This window comes from Corynebacterium sp. LK31 (assembly GCF_014335015.1).
In the GTDB taxonomy this organism is placed as follows: domain Bacteria; phylum Actinomycetota; class Actinomycetes; order Mycobacteriales; family Mycobacteriaceae; genus Corynebacterium; species Corynebacterium jeikeium_D.
In genome coordinates this window covers 99487-115831 of sequence record NZ_PDGW01000014.1, presented here as the reverse complement: position 1 = coordinate 115831, position 16345 = coordinate 99487, and the positions used below count along the sequence as shown (strand labels likewise).

Sequence of the window (16345 nt, the reverse complement as noted above, 5' to 3'; positions counted from 1 at the left end):
AGCCATCTTTAGCGGCTGGTGAACGGCAGGAGTGCCATCTCGCGGGCGTTCTTCACAGCGGTAGCGACCTGGCGCTGCTGCTGCGGAGTCAGACCGGTGACGCGGCGGGAACGAATCTTGCCACGGTCAGAGATGAACTGGCGGAGCAGGTTAATGTCCTTGTAATCAACCTTCTCAACGCCTGCGGCCTTGAGCGGGTTCTTCTTCGGGCGGCGGGACTGCTCCATCCGCGCCTTCTTGTTAGAGTGATTGCGCTTCATTGGTGCTCCTCGACTTACCAGCTGGACTTACGGACGCCCGGGAGTTCGCCACGGTGGGCCATCTCACGAACGCGGACACGGGACAGACCGAACTTGCGGAGGTAGCCGCGCGGGCGACCATCTGCAGCGTCACGGTTGCGGACGCGAATCGGGGACGCGTCACGCGGCTGACGGTTCAGCTCGTACTGTGCGTCCATGCGCTCTTCGTCAGTGGAGTGCGGGGACTTGATGATGCGCTTCAGTTCAGCGCGACGTTCTGCATAACGAGCGACGATTTCCTTGCGCTGCTCGTTCTTGGCAATCTTGGACTTCTTAGCCATGAATTAGCGCTCCTCGCGGAATTCGACGTGCTTGCGGACAACCGGATCGTACTTCTTAATGGTGATACGGTCCGGGGTATTGCGCTTGTTCTTACGGGTCACGTAGGTGTAACCGGTGCCCGCAGTGGACTTCAGCTTGATGATTGGACGAATGTCATTACGTGCCATTTTTTAGATCTTCTCCCCACGTGCACGAATCTGAGCAACAACAGCCTCGATACCGTACTTGTCGATGGTCTTCAGACCCTTCGGGGACACATTCAGAGTGATGTGACGCCCCTCAGAGGCGAGGTAGAACTTCTTACGCTGCACGTTGGGGTTCCAACGGCGCGACGTGCGCCGGTGGGAGTGGGACACGGTCTTGCCGAAAGACGGCTTGCGTCCCGTAACCTGGCAAATCGCCGACATAGGGATTCCTTTGCTTCCTTGCCGCCCAATGCCGACATCACTGGTGCGCCACGCCGGACTATTGAATAACCGAGGAATCCACCTGGCCTTTTCCGGGGCGCTGCCCACTGACACTCGACGCTGAGCGCGTAAACGAATAACTAGACAACAGCGAGAGAACAGTTTACACACGAGTTGCGGGATAACCTAATCGCTGTTCCACTGTGGTTTTCTCGGTGCGACTCTCGAGTGTCGTCATAGAGTTCGTGCTTGTCGACGGGCGTTAGTGCAGGGCCCTTTTTTAATTTTCGGGCTCGAGCCTGTAATATTCCATCGAGTGTCACATGCCGGTTTATAGAAATATTGACCCGGTGCGTGTCATTGTAAGTCGTGTTCGTACCCAACTCAGGCACGATTCTCTCACTCTTAGCTGGGGGAAAGCGACCTGAAGTTCAATCCTGAGGGAAACGAGAATTAATGAAGAAGGACATCCATCCTGATTACCACCCGGTGGTTTTCAAGGACGCAGGCACGGGTCACTCTTTCCTTACCCGTTCCACCGCCACCTCCGACCGCACTGTCGAGTGGGAAGACGGTAACGAGTACCCGCTGATCGTCGTTGACGTCACCAGCGAGTCGCACCCGTTCTGGACCGGTGCTCAGCGTGTCATGGACACCGCTGGTCGCGTCGAGAAGTTCCAGCGCCGTTACGGTAACCGCATTCGCCGCGCGAAGAAGAACTAAGAATAGGAGGGGAATAAGAAAATGGCAGTACCAAAGCGTCGCATGTCGCGTGCTAACACCCGCGCTCGCCGTTCCCAGTGGAAGAGCAACAACGTCGCTCTCCAGGAAGTCAAGGTAAACGGTCGCGTCTACAACGTTCCTCGTCGCATCGCCAAGGCTGTTCAGCTCGGCCTGGTTGACGTCGAGAAGTTCTAACGCGCATCTTTTAGGATGCTGACAACGTTCCTCGCTGAACCGAAGAGCGCTTCGAGCGCCCAGAGCGCGTTCAGTGTGTAAGGAACAGTTGATAAAGAGCTTTTTAAACCTCACCCCATCGCTTGTACTCGGCGATGGGGTGAGGTTTTTCAGTTCTATGGCCAGGTTTTATGGGAGCACTCTCACGAAGAATCTGTGTCACATTTACACTCACCTTATATTTTCAAGGCACAATGGGCAGTATGAAGATTTTGGTAGTTGATGACGATCAAGCGGTACGCGAAGCGTTGCGGCGATCGTTGACTTTTAATGGCTACACGGTCGAGCTCGCCGAGGATGGCGCAGAGGCCTTGGAAAAGATTGCCAAGGATCGTCCGGATTTGGCCATTTTGGATGTCATGATGCCGAAGCTGGACGGCCTGGATGTTTGCCGTCGGCTGCGCAGCGAAGGCGATGATCTGCCGGTCATGATGTTGACTGCACGTGATTCGGTCTCCGAGCGCGTAGCTGGTCTTGATGCCGGCGCAGATGACTACCTGCCCAAGCCGTTCGCATTGGAAGAGCTGCTCGCTCGTGTCCGTTCGCTACTTCGTCGTTCTGCTTTGGAAGTGCCTGCGATGGAGGATGCCGCAACTCTGCAGTTTGAGGATCTCTCCTTGGACCCGGAAACTCGTGAGGTCTTCCGCGGTGAACGCCGCATTAGCCTCACTCGTACAGAATTTGCGCTGCTGGAATTGCTGATGAGCAACCCGCGGCGTGTACTCTCCCGTACCGCCATCTTGGAGGATGTCTGGGGCTATGACTTCCCGACGTCCGGCAATGCGCTGGAGGTCTACATTGGTTACCTGCGTCGTAAGACTGAGGCAGAGGGAGAGCCGCGTCTGATTCACACCGTTCGTGGTGTCGGTTATGTGATGCGGGAGACCGCACCGTGATGTTGCGCCGTCGTCGTTCGACCGGCGGTGGCGTGCAATCAAATCAGCGTTCTGCCACGGAGGTCAATCCGGGGCAAGGTACCGTCGGTAAGCAAGAGAAGTCCGCGAATACTGAGACGATGGCAGGGGAATCGCTTCCCGGCCTGCCGCGGAGCTCGCGTATCCCTTCGCTGCGTTGGCGGCTGACTATTCTGACAGCGCTCATTGTGGCGATGTCGGTGGGGCTGATGACGCTGGCTGCATTTTTTACTGTGCAGGCAGCGCTATACCGCGAGGTGGACAGTAACCTCCGTAGCCAGGCGGAAAAGCTGCTGATGTCACCGTACGCTTCGGAGTTTGCCATTGGCCCCTCCTTTGAAGCGGACTCGAACAGGATTCTGAACCCCGATTTGGACGCGGTGTACTTTGCCCACGGCAGTGTGGCGGGCAAAGGCGGTGGCTCAATCTCTATTGGTGGCCCCGAACTTGCGGTGTTGCGGGGGAATCGACAGGAATCGATTCGCACCGATGAGTACAACGGCCGTCGTGTATACGCCGTCCGCTCCGAAGACGGTGCGACGCTGATCCTTTCGCAGGATCTGAGCTCGACGCAGTCGGTCTTGAAAGCGCTCAGTGCAGTGCTGCTGAGTATCTCTGCTATCGGAATCCTCTTCGCAATCGGATCAGGTATTACGGTGGCAACAACGGGTCTGCGCCCGGTCACTCGGCTGCGCATTGCTGCGGAGCGGGTGACGGAAACCGACGAGCTGCGCCCAATCCCTGTGGAGGGCGACGATGAGCTTGCGCGCTTCACCCGCAGCTTCAATGAGATGTTGGCTGCACTTCAAGCGTCGCGCATTAAGCAGGCGGAGCTGGTTGCAGATGCTGGTCATGAGTTGAAGACTCCGCTGACGTCGTTACGCACAAATATTGAACTGCTGATGATGGCCTCCCGTTCGGGAGCGGCAATCTCGGATGAGGATCGCGCGGATCTGGAAGCTGACGTCATCGCACAGCTGGAAGAGCTGTCGACGCTGGTCGGTGACCTGGTTGATCTGGCACGCGAAGATGGCCCGCAACAGGTTATTGAGCATGTCGATGTCGACGAAATCATTTCCACGTCGCTGGCGCGTGTTGAGCGTCGTCGTCCGGACATTACTTTCGATGTGCAGACAGCTCCGTGGTATGTCTACGGGGATTCGGCGGGTCTTGGTCGCGCAGTTTTGAACTTGATGGACAATGCTGCAAAGTGGTCGCCAGAAAATGGCACCGTGCGGGTTCGTCTGACGCCGCTCAGCGAGGTTGTTGCTGAATTCACGGTGGCGGACTCGGGGCCAGGTATCCCGAAGGAAGATCGAGACAAGGTCTTCGAGCGTTTCTACCGTTCCATTCAGTCGCGGTCGATGCCTGGATCCGGCCTGGGCTTGGCCATTGTGAAGTCGGTCATCGTCCGCCACGGGGGTACGATTACTGCCGATGAGTCCGATGATGGCGGTGCCTTGATGAGAGTAACGCTGCCGGGCAGTCCGCACAGCGGAAAAGGTGACGACTCCGATTCCGCTCAAGAGCCTAGCTAGAAACGCATAACCCCACGTCAAAGCTGATGTAATCCTCGCTGCGCGCAGCCTTTTAAGGAAGTGCGTGGCGGGGATTCGGTGTTTCATTCGGGGAATTTTCGGCGAGACTGCAGACTGCTCTCAGCCAATTGTTAGACAGACAGTGCAAGGTATTACGTATGAGCAACTCTTTCAACGATTCCTCGCGAGGAGATGAGCGGGGACACTACTCCTCGCAGTCTCACAACTTCAGCGAGAACCGTGCCATGGGGAATGCTGGTGAGACAAACCAGTTTTCTGCCGACGAGCGCGGCTGGGAGAATTCCCACTACAACACCATCCCGTCTCAGCCGAACGGCGCTTACGGAGGCGGTTCAGAGTGGGATGTTGCGGCCAATCAGCAGAAGACCAAGGGTGCCCAGGGGGCTAAGGGCATGGGGGCGCTGGCAGTCGCTGCCCTGATGCTGTGCTCGGCCGGTATTGGTGGCGGTGTCGGCGCATGGGTAGTTCACAACTCGCAGTCGTCGGCTCCCGCGGACAACGCGCTGGATAAGCCTGCGGAAACCCGTCAGGTAGCAGCAGCTGAGGGGTCCGTGGAGAAGGTCGCGCAGAAGGTCCTTCCCAGTGTCGTCTCCATCACCACTGTCTCGGAGCGGGGCACGGCGTCGGGCTCAGGTTCCATTCTGTCGTCCGACGGCCTGGTGCTGACGAATAATCACGTCGTCGCAGGCGCAGGTCCGGACGCACATATGGAAGTCCTGCTTTCCGACGGCACCACGCACCCGGCAACTCTGGTTGCAGGGGATGCAGCGACTGATATTGCCGTTATTCGAATTGAAGGTGTTAACGGGCTGCGCCCAATCTCTCTGGGTAACTCCTCGCAGGTCCAGGTTGGCCAGGAAGTGGTGGCCGTTGGTTCGCCACTGGGACTGACCTCCACTGTTACGCAGGGCATTGTCTCCGCTAAAAACCGTCCAGTGACCGCCGCTGGTGAAGACGGTCAGTCCTCGGTCATTGATGCAATCCAGACCGACGCGGCGATTAATCCGGGTAACTCCGGCGGAGCGCTAGTGGATATGGAAGGCAACCTCATCGGTGTGCCCAGCGTGATTGCCTCTAACAGTGAGGCATCGGAACAGGCGGGCAGCATTGGCCTTGGTTTCGCAATTCCGGTTAATCAGGCTCGTCGCATAGCGGAAGACCTGATTGATTCCGGTAAGGCGCGGATGCCTGTCATTGGTGCCCAGATTGATTCGCGTCCGATTGCACGTGGTGCACTGGTGCGAGAGGTAACGCCAGACGGCCCAGCTGATAAGGCGGGACTGAAAGATGGTGACCTGATTACCAAGGTTGATGACCGCACACTTGACAACGGCGTTGCACTAATTGCGGCTATTCGGTCGCATCGGATTGGGGATTCTGTCACACTTACAGTTACAGATGAGCGAGGCGGCAACGAGCGAACGGTCGATGTCACCTTGGTAGAAGCCCAGGATTGATAGGCAGCGTGGTGGAGTTAGTACCTCACCATCTGTAGAAGAGTTTTCGAGTGAAACTTCGAGTGAAAAGCTGTGGGAGAAAGCGAGATAGAGCAGATGAGTGAAACCGTGAGTACTGAGCCAAGTGACGTCAACCTCGCTGAGATGGAGCGTCTTATCAACGACGACGGCCAGGTTCGAAATGCGTTTGTTGTCCTCGTGGGCGACCATTTTGAGAACCCGGATGGTGCGGCTTCGCTCATGGTTGAGCTGTTGGAAGAAGACGGCTACTCGGTCGATGCTGTGGTCAGTACGGGTGCAGTGAAGCGTGAGATCCGGAAGGCCCTAGATACCGCTGTTGTCGGTGGCGCAGATTTGGTCGTTACGGTGGGCGGTGTTGGTGTTGGGCCTCGTGCGAAGACCCCGGATGCCACTCGCAAGGTTCTCGATGTGCGACTGCAGGGCATCGAGCAGGCTATTCGTAACTCCGGTATGGGAGCTGGCGCATTGGATGCCGGTCTGTCCCGCGGTTTGGCCGGTGTGTCCGGTCAGACAGTGATTATCAATCTCGCGGAGTCTCGCGCTGCAGTGCGCGATGGCATGGCGACAATTCTCCCGCTGGTCTCTCATGTGCTTGATGATCTCTGCCGCTGGAGCGTTTAGGAATGGGCGACGCTAAGCAGCCCAATCAGCCCGAGCAAGCTGCGCCGCGCAGTGGAAGCCGTAGGCAGCGCCGCCGCGCAGGTGCACCGGCGAAAAACTTTGCCCAGTCACGCAGTGCGAAAACCGCGCGCACAGTGCACTATCACGATGAATCCCCGGAGGATGCTCGTGATTTTGATGTGGACTATTGGATAAAACAGCGCCCACCCCATTGGGGATGAGCGCTGTGTAAAAGCGTTAGTTCGCTTCTTATCGGAAGCCTGCAACTAGCAGCTAGAGGCTAGTTCAGCTCCGTCTTCGGCTTGCCGTTCTGCTCTGCCAGCAGGTCACGAATCTCAGTCAGCAGGTCAGCCTCGGTGACCTCTGGCTCAGCGGAGGTCTCCAGACGAGCCTCACGCATCGCGTTGAACTTGTTCATCGGAGCAACGATGACGAAGTAGACAACCGCTGCGACCAGCAGGAAGTTGATGACTGCGGTGATGACAGCTGCGAAGTCAAGGTAGGTCGACGGGTTGCCCTTGATGATTTCGAAGCCGAGGCCAGTGACCTCAGCGCCACCGATGGTGTTCAGCAGCGGCTCGAGCAGGCTGTCGGTGAAAGCAGTGACGATTGCGGTGAACGCAGCACCGATGACAACACCGACCGCCAGGTCGATGACGTTGCCGCGCATGATGAACTCTTTAAAGCCCTTAAGCATAGGAAATTTCCTTCTGTAGAAACGGAACAAACCAAACGAGACCTGTGAGTCATCGTGTTGCTCATGGCAGGCCCATACGATTTTGAGAAACGGGGCAGTGCGATATCAGGCAGTGCCACTCTTCTTCGCTCTAATCGTAGTTTTGAATTGCCTGGCCATTGTATCCCCGCACTAAGTTGTGGGACAAGTCAACTTTCTGCGAAAAACACTGTTCAGGACCATAAAATCTTTGAACCAGTGAGATTTTGGTCACTAACCCGCGAGTAACAGTGTGAGCGGAGATGCTAGCGATGTCGCAGCCACCACCTCCGCGGCGCCGGTGGGCAGAGCGACCAAGACCACCTCATCGTCGACGATGTTGACCACCCTTGCCCCGTGTGCAAGCGGCGCCGCCACCCCGCGCTCATCCGCTGTCGACACAATATCCACGCTGTCACCAGTGCGAAGAGCGGACACAATGCCCGCATCAGTCAACGTGATGGCAATAATTTTGCTTTCCGACGTCCCCGTCAGCGACTTGGCAAGTGACGGGCCGACCATTCGCTGCTCTGTAATTATCTCTCTCGGTGACATGCCGGTGGCCAGGGTGCGTCCCCGCACAGAGGCGATGTCCGTTACGGCTCCACCGGGAACGAGCTCCCGGGGAATGTCCTTGAAAGCCACATCTTGTTCTGCCACCGATGCGCCAGCGGCAATGGATTTGGCGCTAACCACTACCCGAATATGGCCGCTGCGGGGTGTCAATGACTCCACCGCCGCCAGGCCGACTGCGCATAGGAAAACAGTGAGGGCAACCATCCGCCGAATAGTTGTGGGGCGGAGCTTTCGGAATGGACGCGGAAACCGGGACGAATATTTTGGGCTCATATTAAGTTAGGCGCGAAAATCCCGGAATCGGTTCCATTAAATCTGTGAAATCCCCGCTGGCGTGATCACATAATCGGCAGGAATGTCGTGCTCATCGTAGGCAAGCTCCGTGCGCAATTCGGTGTTGAAAACTGCAACAGCGATGGCCGCAGCTCTCACCCCATCCGTATCACTGTCGCGTCGAGCGAAAACCAAGCTGCGATCGTAGTAACCAGCGCCACGCCCTAACCGCATCCCGGTTGCGGGGTCGGCCGCAACTGCCGGCAGGATAATGGCGTCGGCAACACCCAGCTCAGCTGGGCCAGCAGAGTCTTCCACCGAAACAGGTTCCAAGAGTCCAAATCGGCCCTTGTGGAAGCTGCCGTTGTAGTAACCCCAGTGCAGCGGTTGTGGTGGACCGGGCGGGCAGACGGGAAGCAGAATTCGTGCTCCGGAAACCGCGTTTGCCAGAGCCTCCACAAAGCCCTGGCCGGGCTTACCGCCAGTCGAACTAGAAACGCTTGCGCCGGGTTCGTCACCAGCGGGGACATAAGCGGCAATGACAGGTTTTGCGAGGTCGCCGACGGTGTTGGATAACCATTCTTGCAACCGCTGTACCAGTGCTTCGTCGTCAAGCATGCGCTCACGCTGCCCCTTGGCGGCGCGTGCGGCGAGTACCTCGTGCCGTGTGCGGGCTTTGAAATCAGACGTGGTTTCGGGAAGCGGAGCCATACCTGCAAACCTACTCTGTCAGGTAGGGGAGCGACCTCTGTCGTCAGCGCAGGAGAAAATTTCTGATTAATGCGTTGAAAAAGCGGGGTCAGCCTCCGAGCAAATGGAAGTTATATAGGTATCGTTGCCATTATGGTCTCATCGTCTAAAGAGTCTGGTTCGGACATGACTACTCCGGTTCGAACTGTCATCGTTCCTGCCGCGGGCATGGGTACGCGATTCTTGCCTGCCACCAAGACAGTGCCGAAAGAATTGCTGCCCGTAGTTGATACGCCGGGCATCGAGATGATTGCTGAAGAGGCCGCCGCCACTGGTGCGCAACGCCTGGCTATTGTCACAGCGCCGAGTAAGGATGGCGTGCTTGGGCACTTCGACCCGCGCCCGGACCTTGAGCAGACTCTCGCCGAGCGTGGCAAGGACAAGATTGCAGCGAAGGTACGCCGCGCCACCGAGGTCATTCGCGTGGAATCCGTTGTTCAAGATCGACCGCTGGGCCTGGGGCATGCGGTGTTGGTCGCAGAGCCGCTGCTCGAAGACGATGAGGACAGCGTTGCTGTCATGCTTCCCGACGATCTCGTGCTCCCAGTGGGCGTGATGGATCGGATGACGGAAGTGCGCGAGCGCTTTGGTGGTTCGGTGCTGTGTGCGCTGGAAATTCCTCATGAAGAGGTCTACAACTACGGTGTCTTCGATATTGAGGACGCCACCCCGGCGGAGTCTGGTGAGCTCGGTGCTGACGCGGCCGACGCTGATGCCTGGGACGATGTGAAGCGAGTCAAGGGCATGGTGGAAAAGCCGGACCCTGCGGATGCTCCATCCAACTTCGTTGCAGTCGGACGTTACTTGCTCGATCGCGCCATCTTCGATGCGCTGCGCCGCATCCCGCGCGGTAAGGGCGGCGAATACCAGCTCACCGATGCAATTGAGCTGCTGATTCAAGAGGGGCATCCGGTTCATGTGGTCGTTCACAAGGGGTTCCGCCATGACCTGGGAAATCCTGGTGGCTTCATTCGTGCTTGCGTAGACTTTGGACTCAGGCATCCGGACTACGGCGAGGGGCTGCGCGACTACATGCAGCAGCGTCTGGCGCAGGATGAACAGGCTTAAAGCCTTTTTATAGAGGCTTGTACTGAGAAGCTGAATAGCATAAAGCGCACCGCGGGTTGGTGCCGAGGAAGGTAAAACATGCGTTCTGTGGAAGAACAGTTGGCGGCAATCACCGCACACGCTGTGATGCCTGATCCTGTGCGCGTTGCTATTTCGGAATCCCTCGGCATGCTGTGCGCTGAAGATGTCATCGCAGAGCAGCCGTTGCCGGGATTCGTGCAGTCAGCGATTGATGGTTATGCGGTGCGCGCTGTCGATATCGTCGGCGAATCTGGTTCTTTACCTCCGGATGCGCGTCAGAGTGATGTTGATTTTCGCGAGGTCGAGCTGCCTGTTGTCGGTGAGGTGACAGCCGGCTCTCACCACCCGATGCGTCTCCAGCCGAAGCAGGCCGTGCGCGTACAAACTGGTGCGCCGCTGCCATCGCTTGCCGACGCCGTCGTGCCCCTAAACTGGACCGACCGCGGTGGCCGTCGAGTTAATGTTCTCCATCCGGTCTACTCCGGTGACTTTGTGCGCAAGGTCGGTGACGACGTGCAGCCGGGTGACGTGGCGGTGTCCTTGGACTCGGTGATTTCGCCGTCACAGGTTGGATTGCTGGCAGCGGTGGGGCGTTCGAAGGTTTTGGTGCACCCCAAGCCACGTATGTCCGTGATTTCCATTGGTAATGAGTTGGTCGATGTTGACCGCACACCGGGGCTCGGTCAGGTCTACGACGTCAACTCCTACGCGCTGGCTGCAGCCGGCCGCGATGCTGGGGCTGAGGTACACCGAGTGGGTATTGCCACCGGTGAGCCCCGCCGCATCCGGGAAATCATCGAAGGCCAGCTCATTCGCAGTGAGCTCTTGGTCATCACGGGGGCTGTCGGCGGTGCCGCGGGTGAGCAGATTCGCCGTGTGCTGGCTGAATTGGGCGAGGTTGATGTTTCCCGCATCGCTATGCATCCTGGTTCAGTCCAGGGCTTTGGTCTGCTGGGAGATGACAAGATTCCAACGTTCCTCCTGCCGTCGAATCCGGTCGGCGCATTGGTCGTTTTTGAGGTCATGGTTCGTCCCCTCATCCGACTGGCGTTGGGGAAGCGCAATCCCCGCCGCCGCGCTGTCACCGCTCGTGCTGTCGGCCCGATCGAGTCGGCGGAGAAGCGCCGTGGCTACATCCGTGGCCAGCTCATGCGTGACCGCGAGACCGGCGAATACATGGTGCAGCCGCTGGGAGGTTCCGGCGGTGCGCAAGCCCATCTTTTGGCCGGTATGTCGGAAGCCAACAGCCTCATCGTGATTCCGGAAGACGTGCTGCACGTGCGTCCGGGAGATGTAGTTGACGTGCTGTTCATGGCGCGCCAGGCCTAACCTCACTCCACTACCGCGAGTATTGTTGCTGTGCGTACTTCTCGTCTAGTAACCAGTGGCGGCCGAGTCCGCCTGCGTGTGCCAGAGCGCTCTGATGCCTCTGCATGGCGGACACTGCGGCTGCGCGACGAGCCCATTTTGCGCCCCGTGGAGCCAACCCTCGAGGACGACTGGGATAACGCCCACAAGGCTTCTGTTTTCCGCCGTAACCTGCGCAGTTGGCGTCGTTCAGAGGCTGCGGGAGACATGATTGTCTCCACCATTGAAGTAGACGGCCAGTTCGCTGGCATGCTCACACTCGGCGGTATTACACCTTTCCCCGTCGCTCACGCATGGATTGGCTACTGGGTCGGCAGCGGCTTTACATGTGGAGGGGTCGCCACTGCGGCAGTGGCGTTGGCGTCGGATTATGCCAAGAGAGTTGGCGTCCACCGAATTGAAGCGACTGTGTTGGACAGCAATGTCCCGTCGATACGCGTGCTGGAAAACTGTGGGTTCGAGTACGAAGGCGTGGCGCGGGAAGCCTTCCATATGGATGGCGCGTGGCGCGATCATCTGACTTATGCGCGGGTGGGGGAGGACAGTGCAGTGGACCTCATCGTGGCGAGTGGTCGCGCGCAATATGAAGAGGCGGAGAAATACCCACCGCAACGGCGCGCCTGAGTAGTCTGAGTAACACACGCCGATAGGGTGATGACAACTCTACTATTGGGCGAATTCGCTCTAGATACGCTGACTGCCTTCGCAAATGCCTCTGTGGAAGGGCATGTGGGTGGCGTATTTGGGCCGGGGAGAGACGGCGAAACCCCGGGCGAAATCGCAAGGAGACACAAAATATGTCAACTTCACTGTTGCTGATACTCATCGTTGTACTGTGGCTGTTTGTGCTGGCCCCGCTGGTGGTCAATACGCGCAAGCCGATTCGTCGTACTTCCGATGCGCTAGGTAAGACCCGCGTGCTGCATCGTGGTGGCGAGGAGTTGGCCACGACGCGCCGCCGTCCGTCTTTTAAGGAGTCGGACGTGCGCGTAGCCGAAGAAGTCGACGATTCTCTCGAAACCGTTGACGCGCAGGTCGACGATGACTTCGATGTCAGCGACGTGCTTATCGACGACACCGTGGACGAGGCGGCCGACCCGGCCGTCGTTGACGGCGATATCGTCTACGAGCTGGAAGCGGCAGATGCAGAGGAGGAGACCCCGCAGGCGGATGATTCCGCTACCGAGGAAGCCACTGCTGAGTCTTCTGACCGCTCTGACATGGACGTGTCCGATGATGAGTCTGCAGACCAGTCGCTGCAGGCTGTCGTTAATGACGAGGATGCTGAATCTGACTCCGCCGTTGCCTCCGCCGAAGGTGACGTGGTTCGTGCAGATGAGTCCTCTTCCGATGTGAGCGTTGACGTTCGCCGTCAGTTTGTCGACGCCGATGACTTGATGTTCGAAGATGCCGTTGAATCTGACGCTGATTCCGGTGCCGCGGCTGACGCTGAGCACGCGGACGCTGAGGCGCTCTCTGAGACTGAAGAGGCAGCAGACACCGTAGACGAGCAGGCGGAACCCGACGAGACCGGCGAGGACGACAGCGACCACAGTGTCGAGTCCAACGATGACGCAGTCGCTGTCGATGACACCTTGACCGAAGATGATTACGCGTTCGCTGAGAAGCGCCGTGGTCGTGGTGGGTTCGATCCGATTTCGGATGCCCAGTACGCTGAGACTCGCTTTGCCCGCCGCCGCCGTTCGGTTGCTGGGCTGGCAGCGTTCATCGCGGTCACGGTCATCATCGCTGCTTTCGCCGGTGGTTGGACCTGGTGGATTCCACTGGTCGGTGTCGGCTTGATGACCCTGTATCTGGTCAACCTGCGCCGCACCGTGCGTGCAGAGCAGGAACTGCGAGCTCGCCGAATTCGCCGGATGAAGATGGCCCGCCTCGGCGTGCGTAACCGCGAGGATGATGAGCTGGGAATTCCACAGCGACTGCGCCGTCCGGGCGCGGTAGTGGTCGAGCTTGATGATGAGGACCCGGATTTCGCAGATCTGGCCTACACTGACCACCGCTTTGATGACGACGATTATGACGAAATGCCACAGGCTCGTGTGAGCTAGTCCTGTGAACTGAGCCGTAGAACAACCTTAAAGTTGTCTGAGCACGTCAGCGCGATTTTTTGTTAGAAACTCGGCCTGTTACGATGTCACTACCTAAGACATGACACACCGGGTGTGTTTGGCGGAAGGCTTCTCCCGAGGGGTTGGGAGAAGCCTTTTTGCATGTTAAAGTCGCTGGCCTCTCGCAGCCGCAGTGCTACCGTGCTTTGACCGTGCCGTCGGGTAGCATGTCCCTCATGGATCGACCGGTAATGCGCGATATCGCGCTCGTGATTCTCCGCCTAATACTCGGAATTATCTTCATCTGCCATGGCTGGGACAAGATTTTTATCACCGGTATCGACAAGACGACCGGTTACTTTGTCGCCGCGAATATCCCGCAGGCGCACTTGACGGTCTGGGTTGTCGCTCTAGTCGAACTGGTCGGTGGCGCGTTGCTGATTCTGGGACTCTTGGCACCGACGGTGGCGATGGTCTTCATCATTGAGATGATTGGTGCCTGGTGGTCGATGCACTTGGGCAATGGCCTGTTTATCCGCGACAACGGTGCGGAGCTTGTGATGTCGCTCATCGGTGGTCTGGTGATGATTTTCGTTTTCGGGGCTGGCCGTTTCAGTTTGGACAGGCAGTTCATCAGGTAAGACCTCATTAGGTACAACCCCCTTAAGAGTTAAAGGCGGTGGAGATTCCCCGTGGAGTGCGAGGAAATTCGCGCAGCATTGTCAGCTCGCCTCGATGGCGAGCAGGCAAGCATTGCCGATGAAGTCATCGATGCCCATCTTGGGGCCTGCGAGGAGTGCCGAGCTTGGTACGAGCGAGCGGTGCGGCTGAACCGCGCCCTTACGGTTGGGCCTGCCGATGGTATGCCGGAGATTTCCACGGATGATCTCTCGGAGCGCATTTTGGTCTCCATCGAACCGGAGCGCCGCCGGCGTGAGCGCGCATGGCTGCTCATGGCCGGCACCGCCCGCGGGGTGCTCATTGCACTGGGCCTTTGCTGGGCGGTCTGGGGGATTGCGACACTGGTCGACGCCTCCGGCATGATGACGCTCGGACTTTCCTCGGCGCAGCCGCAGGACGGTGCAGGAATCGCAACAAGCACGGGAGCGCCTATCGACGGTTCCACTGCCACCGTTGACCCAATGGAGCTCGGAGCACGCCTTGGCATCCAACTCGCGGCAATTCGGCTTGCGTTGGCAGTGGGATTGTTCTGGGCTGCCTGGCGGCCACGCGCTGCCATGGGCATGGCGCCGGTCTACGGTGCCGTCGCCACGTTCAGCATTGGTTTTGGTATTCGTGACATTCTCATCGGCGCCCAGGGAGCATCTGAGGTTGCTGGCCTGGCCTTGATGTTTGTCTCCGCTTTGACGCTGGCCGTTGTGTGGCTGGGTGGCTATACGCCGACGGCAATCGCACAGGCATGGCGGGCCGCCTCGGGGTTGCCGGTCACAGGCGTGCCACCACAGCGGGACTAGCTCCAAGACGGCAACCAGAACCGCCATTCAAAGTGGTTGAGAGGCAGCGGGTAGCCGGTCAAAATCGGCAGCCAGAACACAAACGCGGCCACCACTAGTGCGGCGTGCGTGCCAACGATTACCAACCCCACCGGCTTATCGCGGGGCCGCCAGTGTGAGAGATCGTCGGCAAGCAGAGCAAAGGCGATGAGTACGAATGGAATCAGCGCGGTGGCGTAGAAGAAGTACATCTGACGGTCGTAGCCGATGACCCACGGCAGCCACGAGGCGAGGAAACCGATGACTGGCAGCGCGTAGCGGCCGTCGCGGCGGCCGAGCCAGCGCCATGTGGCCCACAGGACCACGGGGACCAGCAACCACCAGATGGGCGGGGTGCCAAAGAGCATCATCCAGCCCTTGCACTCTTGGCCGCCACTGCAGGTGGTTTCGGTGGAGTAGTAGAGCATTGGCCGCCAGCTGACCAGCCACTCCCAGGGCTTGGACTCCCAAGGGTGTTTGTGGCCATTAGAGGTGGTCAGCTCGGCGTGGAACTTCAGCACGCTGTTCTGGTAGTGCAGGTAGTTCTGCACGGCCTCGGGAAGCCAGCCGGTGCCGGGGAGTCCCGTATCGCGGTCTTCGGGCGAGACATGGCGATAGACCGACGTTTCTTCGGCGAACCAAGAACGCCAACTTAAGAAGTAAACGCCCAGCGGAACCACCACCAGATCACGCAACGCCGGGGCGGTATCGCGGGCGAGTGCGCCGAGCACGGGCTTGTCCGCACCGGCATTCTTGCGTGACACCAAATCCGTGAAAACGGACCACAGGCCGAATGCGGCCATGTAGTACAGACCGGACCACTTCACCCCGGTGGCAAGCCCCAGCATGATGCCGGCGAGCAGTCGCCACCAGCGATAGCTGAGATAGGGGCCGAAACTACCGAGTTCCGTGGCGGATTCCAGGCGCTTGCGGGCATCGGCCTGGTCAATGAGAAGTGCCCACGCGGCCGCGATGATGAAAAAGGTCTGAATCATATCCAGCATGCCGACCCGAGAGGAGACAAACAGCACTCCGTCGGCAAGCGCGTAGAGACCAGCAATACCCACTGCCAACCGCGAGCCGCGAGAGATACGTCGGACGATGTCCATGAGCAGCAGGATGACCAGCGTGCCACACACCGCCGACATAGACCGCCAGCCCATTGGTGAATAACCGAAAATCCACTCGCCCAAGGCGATGACCTGCTTGGCCACTGGCGGATGCACAATCAGACCGTAGCCGGGATTGTCCTCAATGCCAGATGAGATGGGGTCGCGCGTGGACTCCAGAATCTGCCAGGCCTGTGGCACATAGTGCTTTTCGTCGAAGAGCGGGGTGCCATTGTCGGTCTTGGCAGCAAGCCCGATGAAACGCGTTAGCGCTGCGACGATTCCGAGAACCACAAAAGTGGCGGTATCCCATTTGTCCCACCGCCGCAGTGGCGGCAGCGGGGGAACCGGGGGAATCGGGCGCAGGAAACGTTTTTTCGCGCGGC

At 58.6% G+C, this 16345-nt stretch carries 20 protein-coding genes; 12 read left to right on the top strand and 8 right to left on the bottom strand.

Annotated features, from left to right (window positions below; genetic code table 11):
- Nucleotides 1–8: 8 nt before the first annotated feature.
- The 4 genes from rpsR to rpmB are packed head-to-tail and all read right to left on the bottom strand — an operon-like array spanning nt 9 to nt 988.
- Entirely contained in the window at nt 9–260 is a 252-nt protein-coding gene (gene rpsR, locus CRD18_RS07120; RefSeq protein WP_005511410.1) for a 30S ribosomal protein S18, read from the bottom strand.
- A gap of 14 nt (nt 261–274) precedes the next feature.
- A complete protein-coding gene (gene rpsN / locus CRD18_RS07115) occupies nt 275–580 on the bottom strand; it encodes a 30S ribosomal protein S14 (protein ID WP_005511414.1) in 306 nt (101 codons plus the stop codon).
- A gap of 3 nt (nt 581–583) precedes the next feature.
- Nucleotides 584–748, bottom strand: coding sequence for a 50S ribosomal protein L33 (rpmG, locus tag CRD18_RS07110; RefSeq protein WP_005511413.1), 165 nt, complete (start codon nt 746–748; stop codon nt 584–586).
- A 3-nt stretch (nt 749–751) separates the two neighbouring features.
- Nucleotides 752–988 carry a 50S ribosomal protein L28 gene (gene rpmB / locus CRD18_RS07105; protein ID WP_016423274.1) on the bottom strand — a complete coding sequence of 79 codons (237 nt, stop codon included), beginning with the start codon at nt 986–988 and terminating at the stop codon, nt 752–754.
- A 456-nt stretch (nt 989–1444) separates the two neighbouring features.
- Between rpmB and CRD18_RS07100 the strand changes: the two genes are divergently transcribed.
- The 6 genes from CRD18_RS07100 to CRD18_RS07075 all read left to right on the top strand — a co-directional run bounded on the left by CRD18_RS07100 (nt 1445) and on the right by CRD18_RS07075 (nt 6517).
- Nucleotides 1445–1711 carry a type B 50S ribosomal protein L31 gene (locus tag CRD18_RS07100; protein ID WP_005511390.1) on the top strand — a complete coding sequence of 89 codons (267 nt, stop codon included), beginning with the start codon at nt 1445–1447 and terminating at the stop codon, nt 1709–1711.
- Nucleotides 1712–1732: 21 nt separating this feature from the next.
- Nucleotides 1733–1906, top strand: coding sequence for a 50S ribosomal protein L32 (rpmF, locus tag CRD18_RS07095; RefSeq protein WP_005511439.1), 174 nt, complete (start codon nt 1733–1735; stop codon nt 1904–1906).
- Nucleotides 1907–2148: 242 nt separating this feature from the next.
- The gene (locus CRD18_RS07090) at nt 2149–2841 is read left to right on the top strand and encodes a response regulator transcription factor (protein ID WP_005511429.1); all 693 of its coding nucleotides are present in this window, start codon (nt 2149–2151) and stop codon (nt 2839–2841) included.
- Nucleotides 2841–4397 carry a HAMP domain-containing sensor histidine kinase gene (locus tag CRD18_RS07085; RefSeq protein ID WP_049189711.1) on the top strand — a complete coding sequence of 519 codons (1557 nt, stop codon included), beginning with the start codon at nt 2841–2843 and terminating at the stop codon, nt 4395–4397. Before CRD18_RS07090 ends, CRD18_RS07085 begins: the two co-directional genes overlap by 1 nt.
- 158 nt (nt 4398–4555) lie before the next feature.
- Nucleotides 4556–5875, top strand: a complete 1320-nt coding sequence (locus tag CRD18_RS07080; RefSeq protein ID WP_070549887.1) for a S1C family serine protease — start codon at nt 4556–4558, stop codon at nt 5873–5875.
- A 72-nt stretch (nt 5876–5947) separates the two neighbouring features.
- A complete protein-coding gene (locus CRD18_RS07075) occupies nt 5948–6517 on the top strand; it encodes a molybdenum cofactor biosynthesis protein B (protein WP_005511427.1) in 570 nt (189 codons plus the stop codon).
- 280 nt (nt 6518–6797) lie between these two features.
- Here the strand turns inward: CRD18_RS07075 and mscL are convergent, their stop codons facing one another.
- The 3 genes from mscL to CRD18_RS07060 form a co-directional block, all read right to left on the bottom strand.
- Complete coding sequence (mscL, locus tag CRD18_RS07070; RefSeq protein WP_049189708.1) at nt 6798–7214, bottom strand: large-conductance mechanosensitive channel protein MscL; 417 nt, start codon at nt 7212–7214, stop codon at nt 6798–6800.
- 252 nt (nt 7215–7466) lie between these two features.
- Entirely contained in the window at nt 7467–8012 is a 546-nt protein-coding gene (locus CRD18_RS07065; RefSeq protein ID WP_224433571.1) for an SAF domain-containing protein, read from the bottom strand.
- A 105-nt stretch (nt 8013–8117) separates the two neighbouring features.
- Nucleotides 8118–8792: a 5-formyltetrahydrofolate cyclo-ligase gene (locus CRD18_RS07060; protein ID WP_049171297.1), complete on the bottom strand. Its 675-nt coding sequence runs from the start codon at nt 8790–8792 to the stop codon at nt 8118–8120.
- 132 nt (nt 8793–8924) lie between these two features.
- On the opposite strand from CRD18_RS07060, the gene CRD18_RS07055 reads away from it, so the two are divergent.
- The 6 genes from CRD18_RS07055 (at nt 8925) to CRD18_RS07030 (ending at nt 14832) form a co-directional block, all read left to right on the top strand.
- Nucleotides 8925–9899 (top strand): UTP--glucose-1-phosphate uridylyltransferase, encoded by a 975-nt coding sequence (locus CRD18_RS07055; protein WP_016423265.1) that lies wholly within the window; start codon nt 8925–8927, stop codon nt 9897–9899.
- 78 nt (nt 9900–9977) lie between these two features.
- On the top strand, nt 9978–11249 hold the full coding sequence (glp, locus tag CRD18_RS07050; protein WP_005511382.1) for a gephyrin-like molybdotransferase Glp: 1272 nt from the start codon (nt 9978–9980) through the stop codon (nt 11247–11249).
- 30 nt (nt 11250–11279) lie between these two features.
- The gene (locus CRD18_RS07045; RefSeq protein ID WP_049193056.1) at nt 11280–11912 is read left to right on the top strand and encodes a GNAT family N-acetyltransferase; all 633 of its coding nucleotides are present in this window, start codon (nt 11280–11282) and stop codon (nt 11910–11912) included.
- Between the two features lie 173 nt (nt 11913–12085).
- Nucleotides 12086–13357, top strand: coding sequence for a gephyrin-like molybdotransferase receptor GlpR (gene glpR, locus CRD18_RS07040; RefSeq protein ID WP_070652975.1), 1272 nt, complete (start codon nt 12086–12088; stop codon nt 13355–13357).
- A 236-nt stretch (nt 13358–13593) separates the two neighbouring features.
- Entirely contained in the window at nt 13594–13998 is a 405-nt protein-coding gene (locus CRD18_RS07035; RefSeq protein WP_038629133.1) for a DoxX family protein, read from the top strand.
- A 51-nt stretch (nt 13999–14049) separates the two neighbouring features.
- A complete protein-coding gene (locus CRD18_RS07030; protein WP_187406611.1) occupies nt 14050–14832 on the top strand; it encodes a zf-HC2 domain-containing protein in 783 nt (260 codons plus the stop codon).
- On the opposite strand, the gene CRD18_RS07025 is transcribed toward CRD18_RS07030, so the two are convergent.
- On the bottom strand, nt 14829–16325 hold the full coding sequence (locus CRD18_RS07025) for a dolichyl-phosphate-mannose--protein mannosyltransferase (protein WP_370551033.1): 1497 nt from the start codon (nt 16323–16325) through the stop codon (nt 14829–14831). The genes CRD18_RS07030 and CRD18_RS07025 overlap by 4 nt on opposite strands.
- Between the last annotated feature and the right edge of the window lie 20 nt (nt 16326–16345).

Coding starts and splice junctions, on each gene's coding strand:
- CRD18_RS07065 (WP_224433571.1), bottom strand. CDS start 8,012: ATGGTTGCCCTCACTGTTTTCCTATGCGCAGTCGGCCTGGCGGCGGTG.
- rpmB (WP_016423274.1), bottom strand. CDS start 988: ATGTCGGCGATTTGCCAGGTTACGGGACGCAAGCCGTCTTTCGGCAAG.
- CRD18_RS07060 (WP_049171297.1), bottom strand. CDS start 8,792: ATGGCTCCGCTTCCCGAAACCACGTCTGATTTCAAAGCCCGCACACGG.
- CRD18_RS07080 (WP_070549887.1), top strand. CDS start 4,556: ATGAGCAACTCTTTCAACGATTCCTCGCGAGGAGATGAGCGGGGACAC.
- mscL (WP_049189708.1), bottom strand. CDS start 7,214: ATGCTTAAGGGCTTTAAAGAGTTCATCATGCGCGGCAACGTCATCGAC.
- CRD18_RS07035 (WP_038629133.1), top strand. CDS start 13,594: ATGGATCGACCGGTAATGCGCGATATCGCGCTCGTGATTCTCCGCCTA.
- glp (WP_005511382.1), top strand. CDS start 9,978: ATGCGTTCTGTGGAAGAACAGTTGGCGGCAATCACCGCACACGCTGTG.
- rpsN (WP_005511414.1), bottom strand. CDS start 580: ATGGCTAAGAAGTCCAAGATTGCCAAGAACGAGCAGCGCAAGGAAATC.
- rpmG (WP_005511413.1), bottom strand. CDS start 748: ATGGCACGTAATGACATTCGTCCAATCATCAAGCTGAAGTCCACTGCG.
- CRD18_RS07055 (WP_016423265.1), top strand. CDS start 8,925: ATGGTCTCATCGTCTAAAGAGTCTGGTTCGGACATGACTACTCCGGTT.
- glpR (WP_070652975.1), top strand. CDS start 12,086: ATGTCAACTTCACTGTTGCTGATACTCATCGTTGTACTGTGGCTGTTT.
- rpsR (WP_005511410.1), bottom strand. CDS start 260: ATGAAGCGCAATCACTCTAACAAGAAGGCGCGGATGGAGCAGTCCCGC.
- rpmF (WP_005511439.1), top strand. CDS start 1,733: ATGGCAGTACCAAAGCGTCGCATGTCGCGTGCTAACACCCGCGCTCGC.
- CRD18_RS07085 (WP_049189711.1), top strand. CDS start 2,841: ATGTTGCGCCGTCGTCGTTCGACCGGCGGTGGCGTGCAATCAAATCAG.
- CRD18_RS07090 (WP_005511429.1), top strand. CDS start 2,149: ATGAAGATTTTGGTAGTTGATGACGATCAAGCGGTACGCGAAGCGTTG.
- CRD18_RS07100 (WP_005511390.1), top strand. CDS start 1,445: ATGAAGAAGGACATCCATCCTGATTACCACCCGGTGGTTTTCAAGGAC.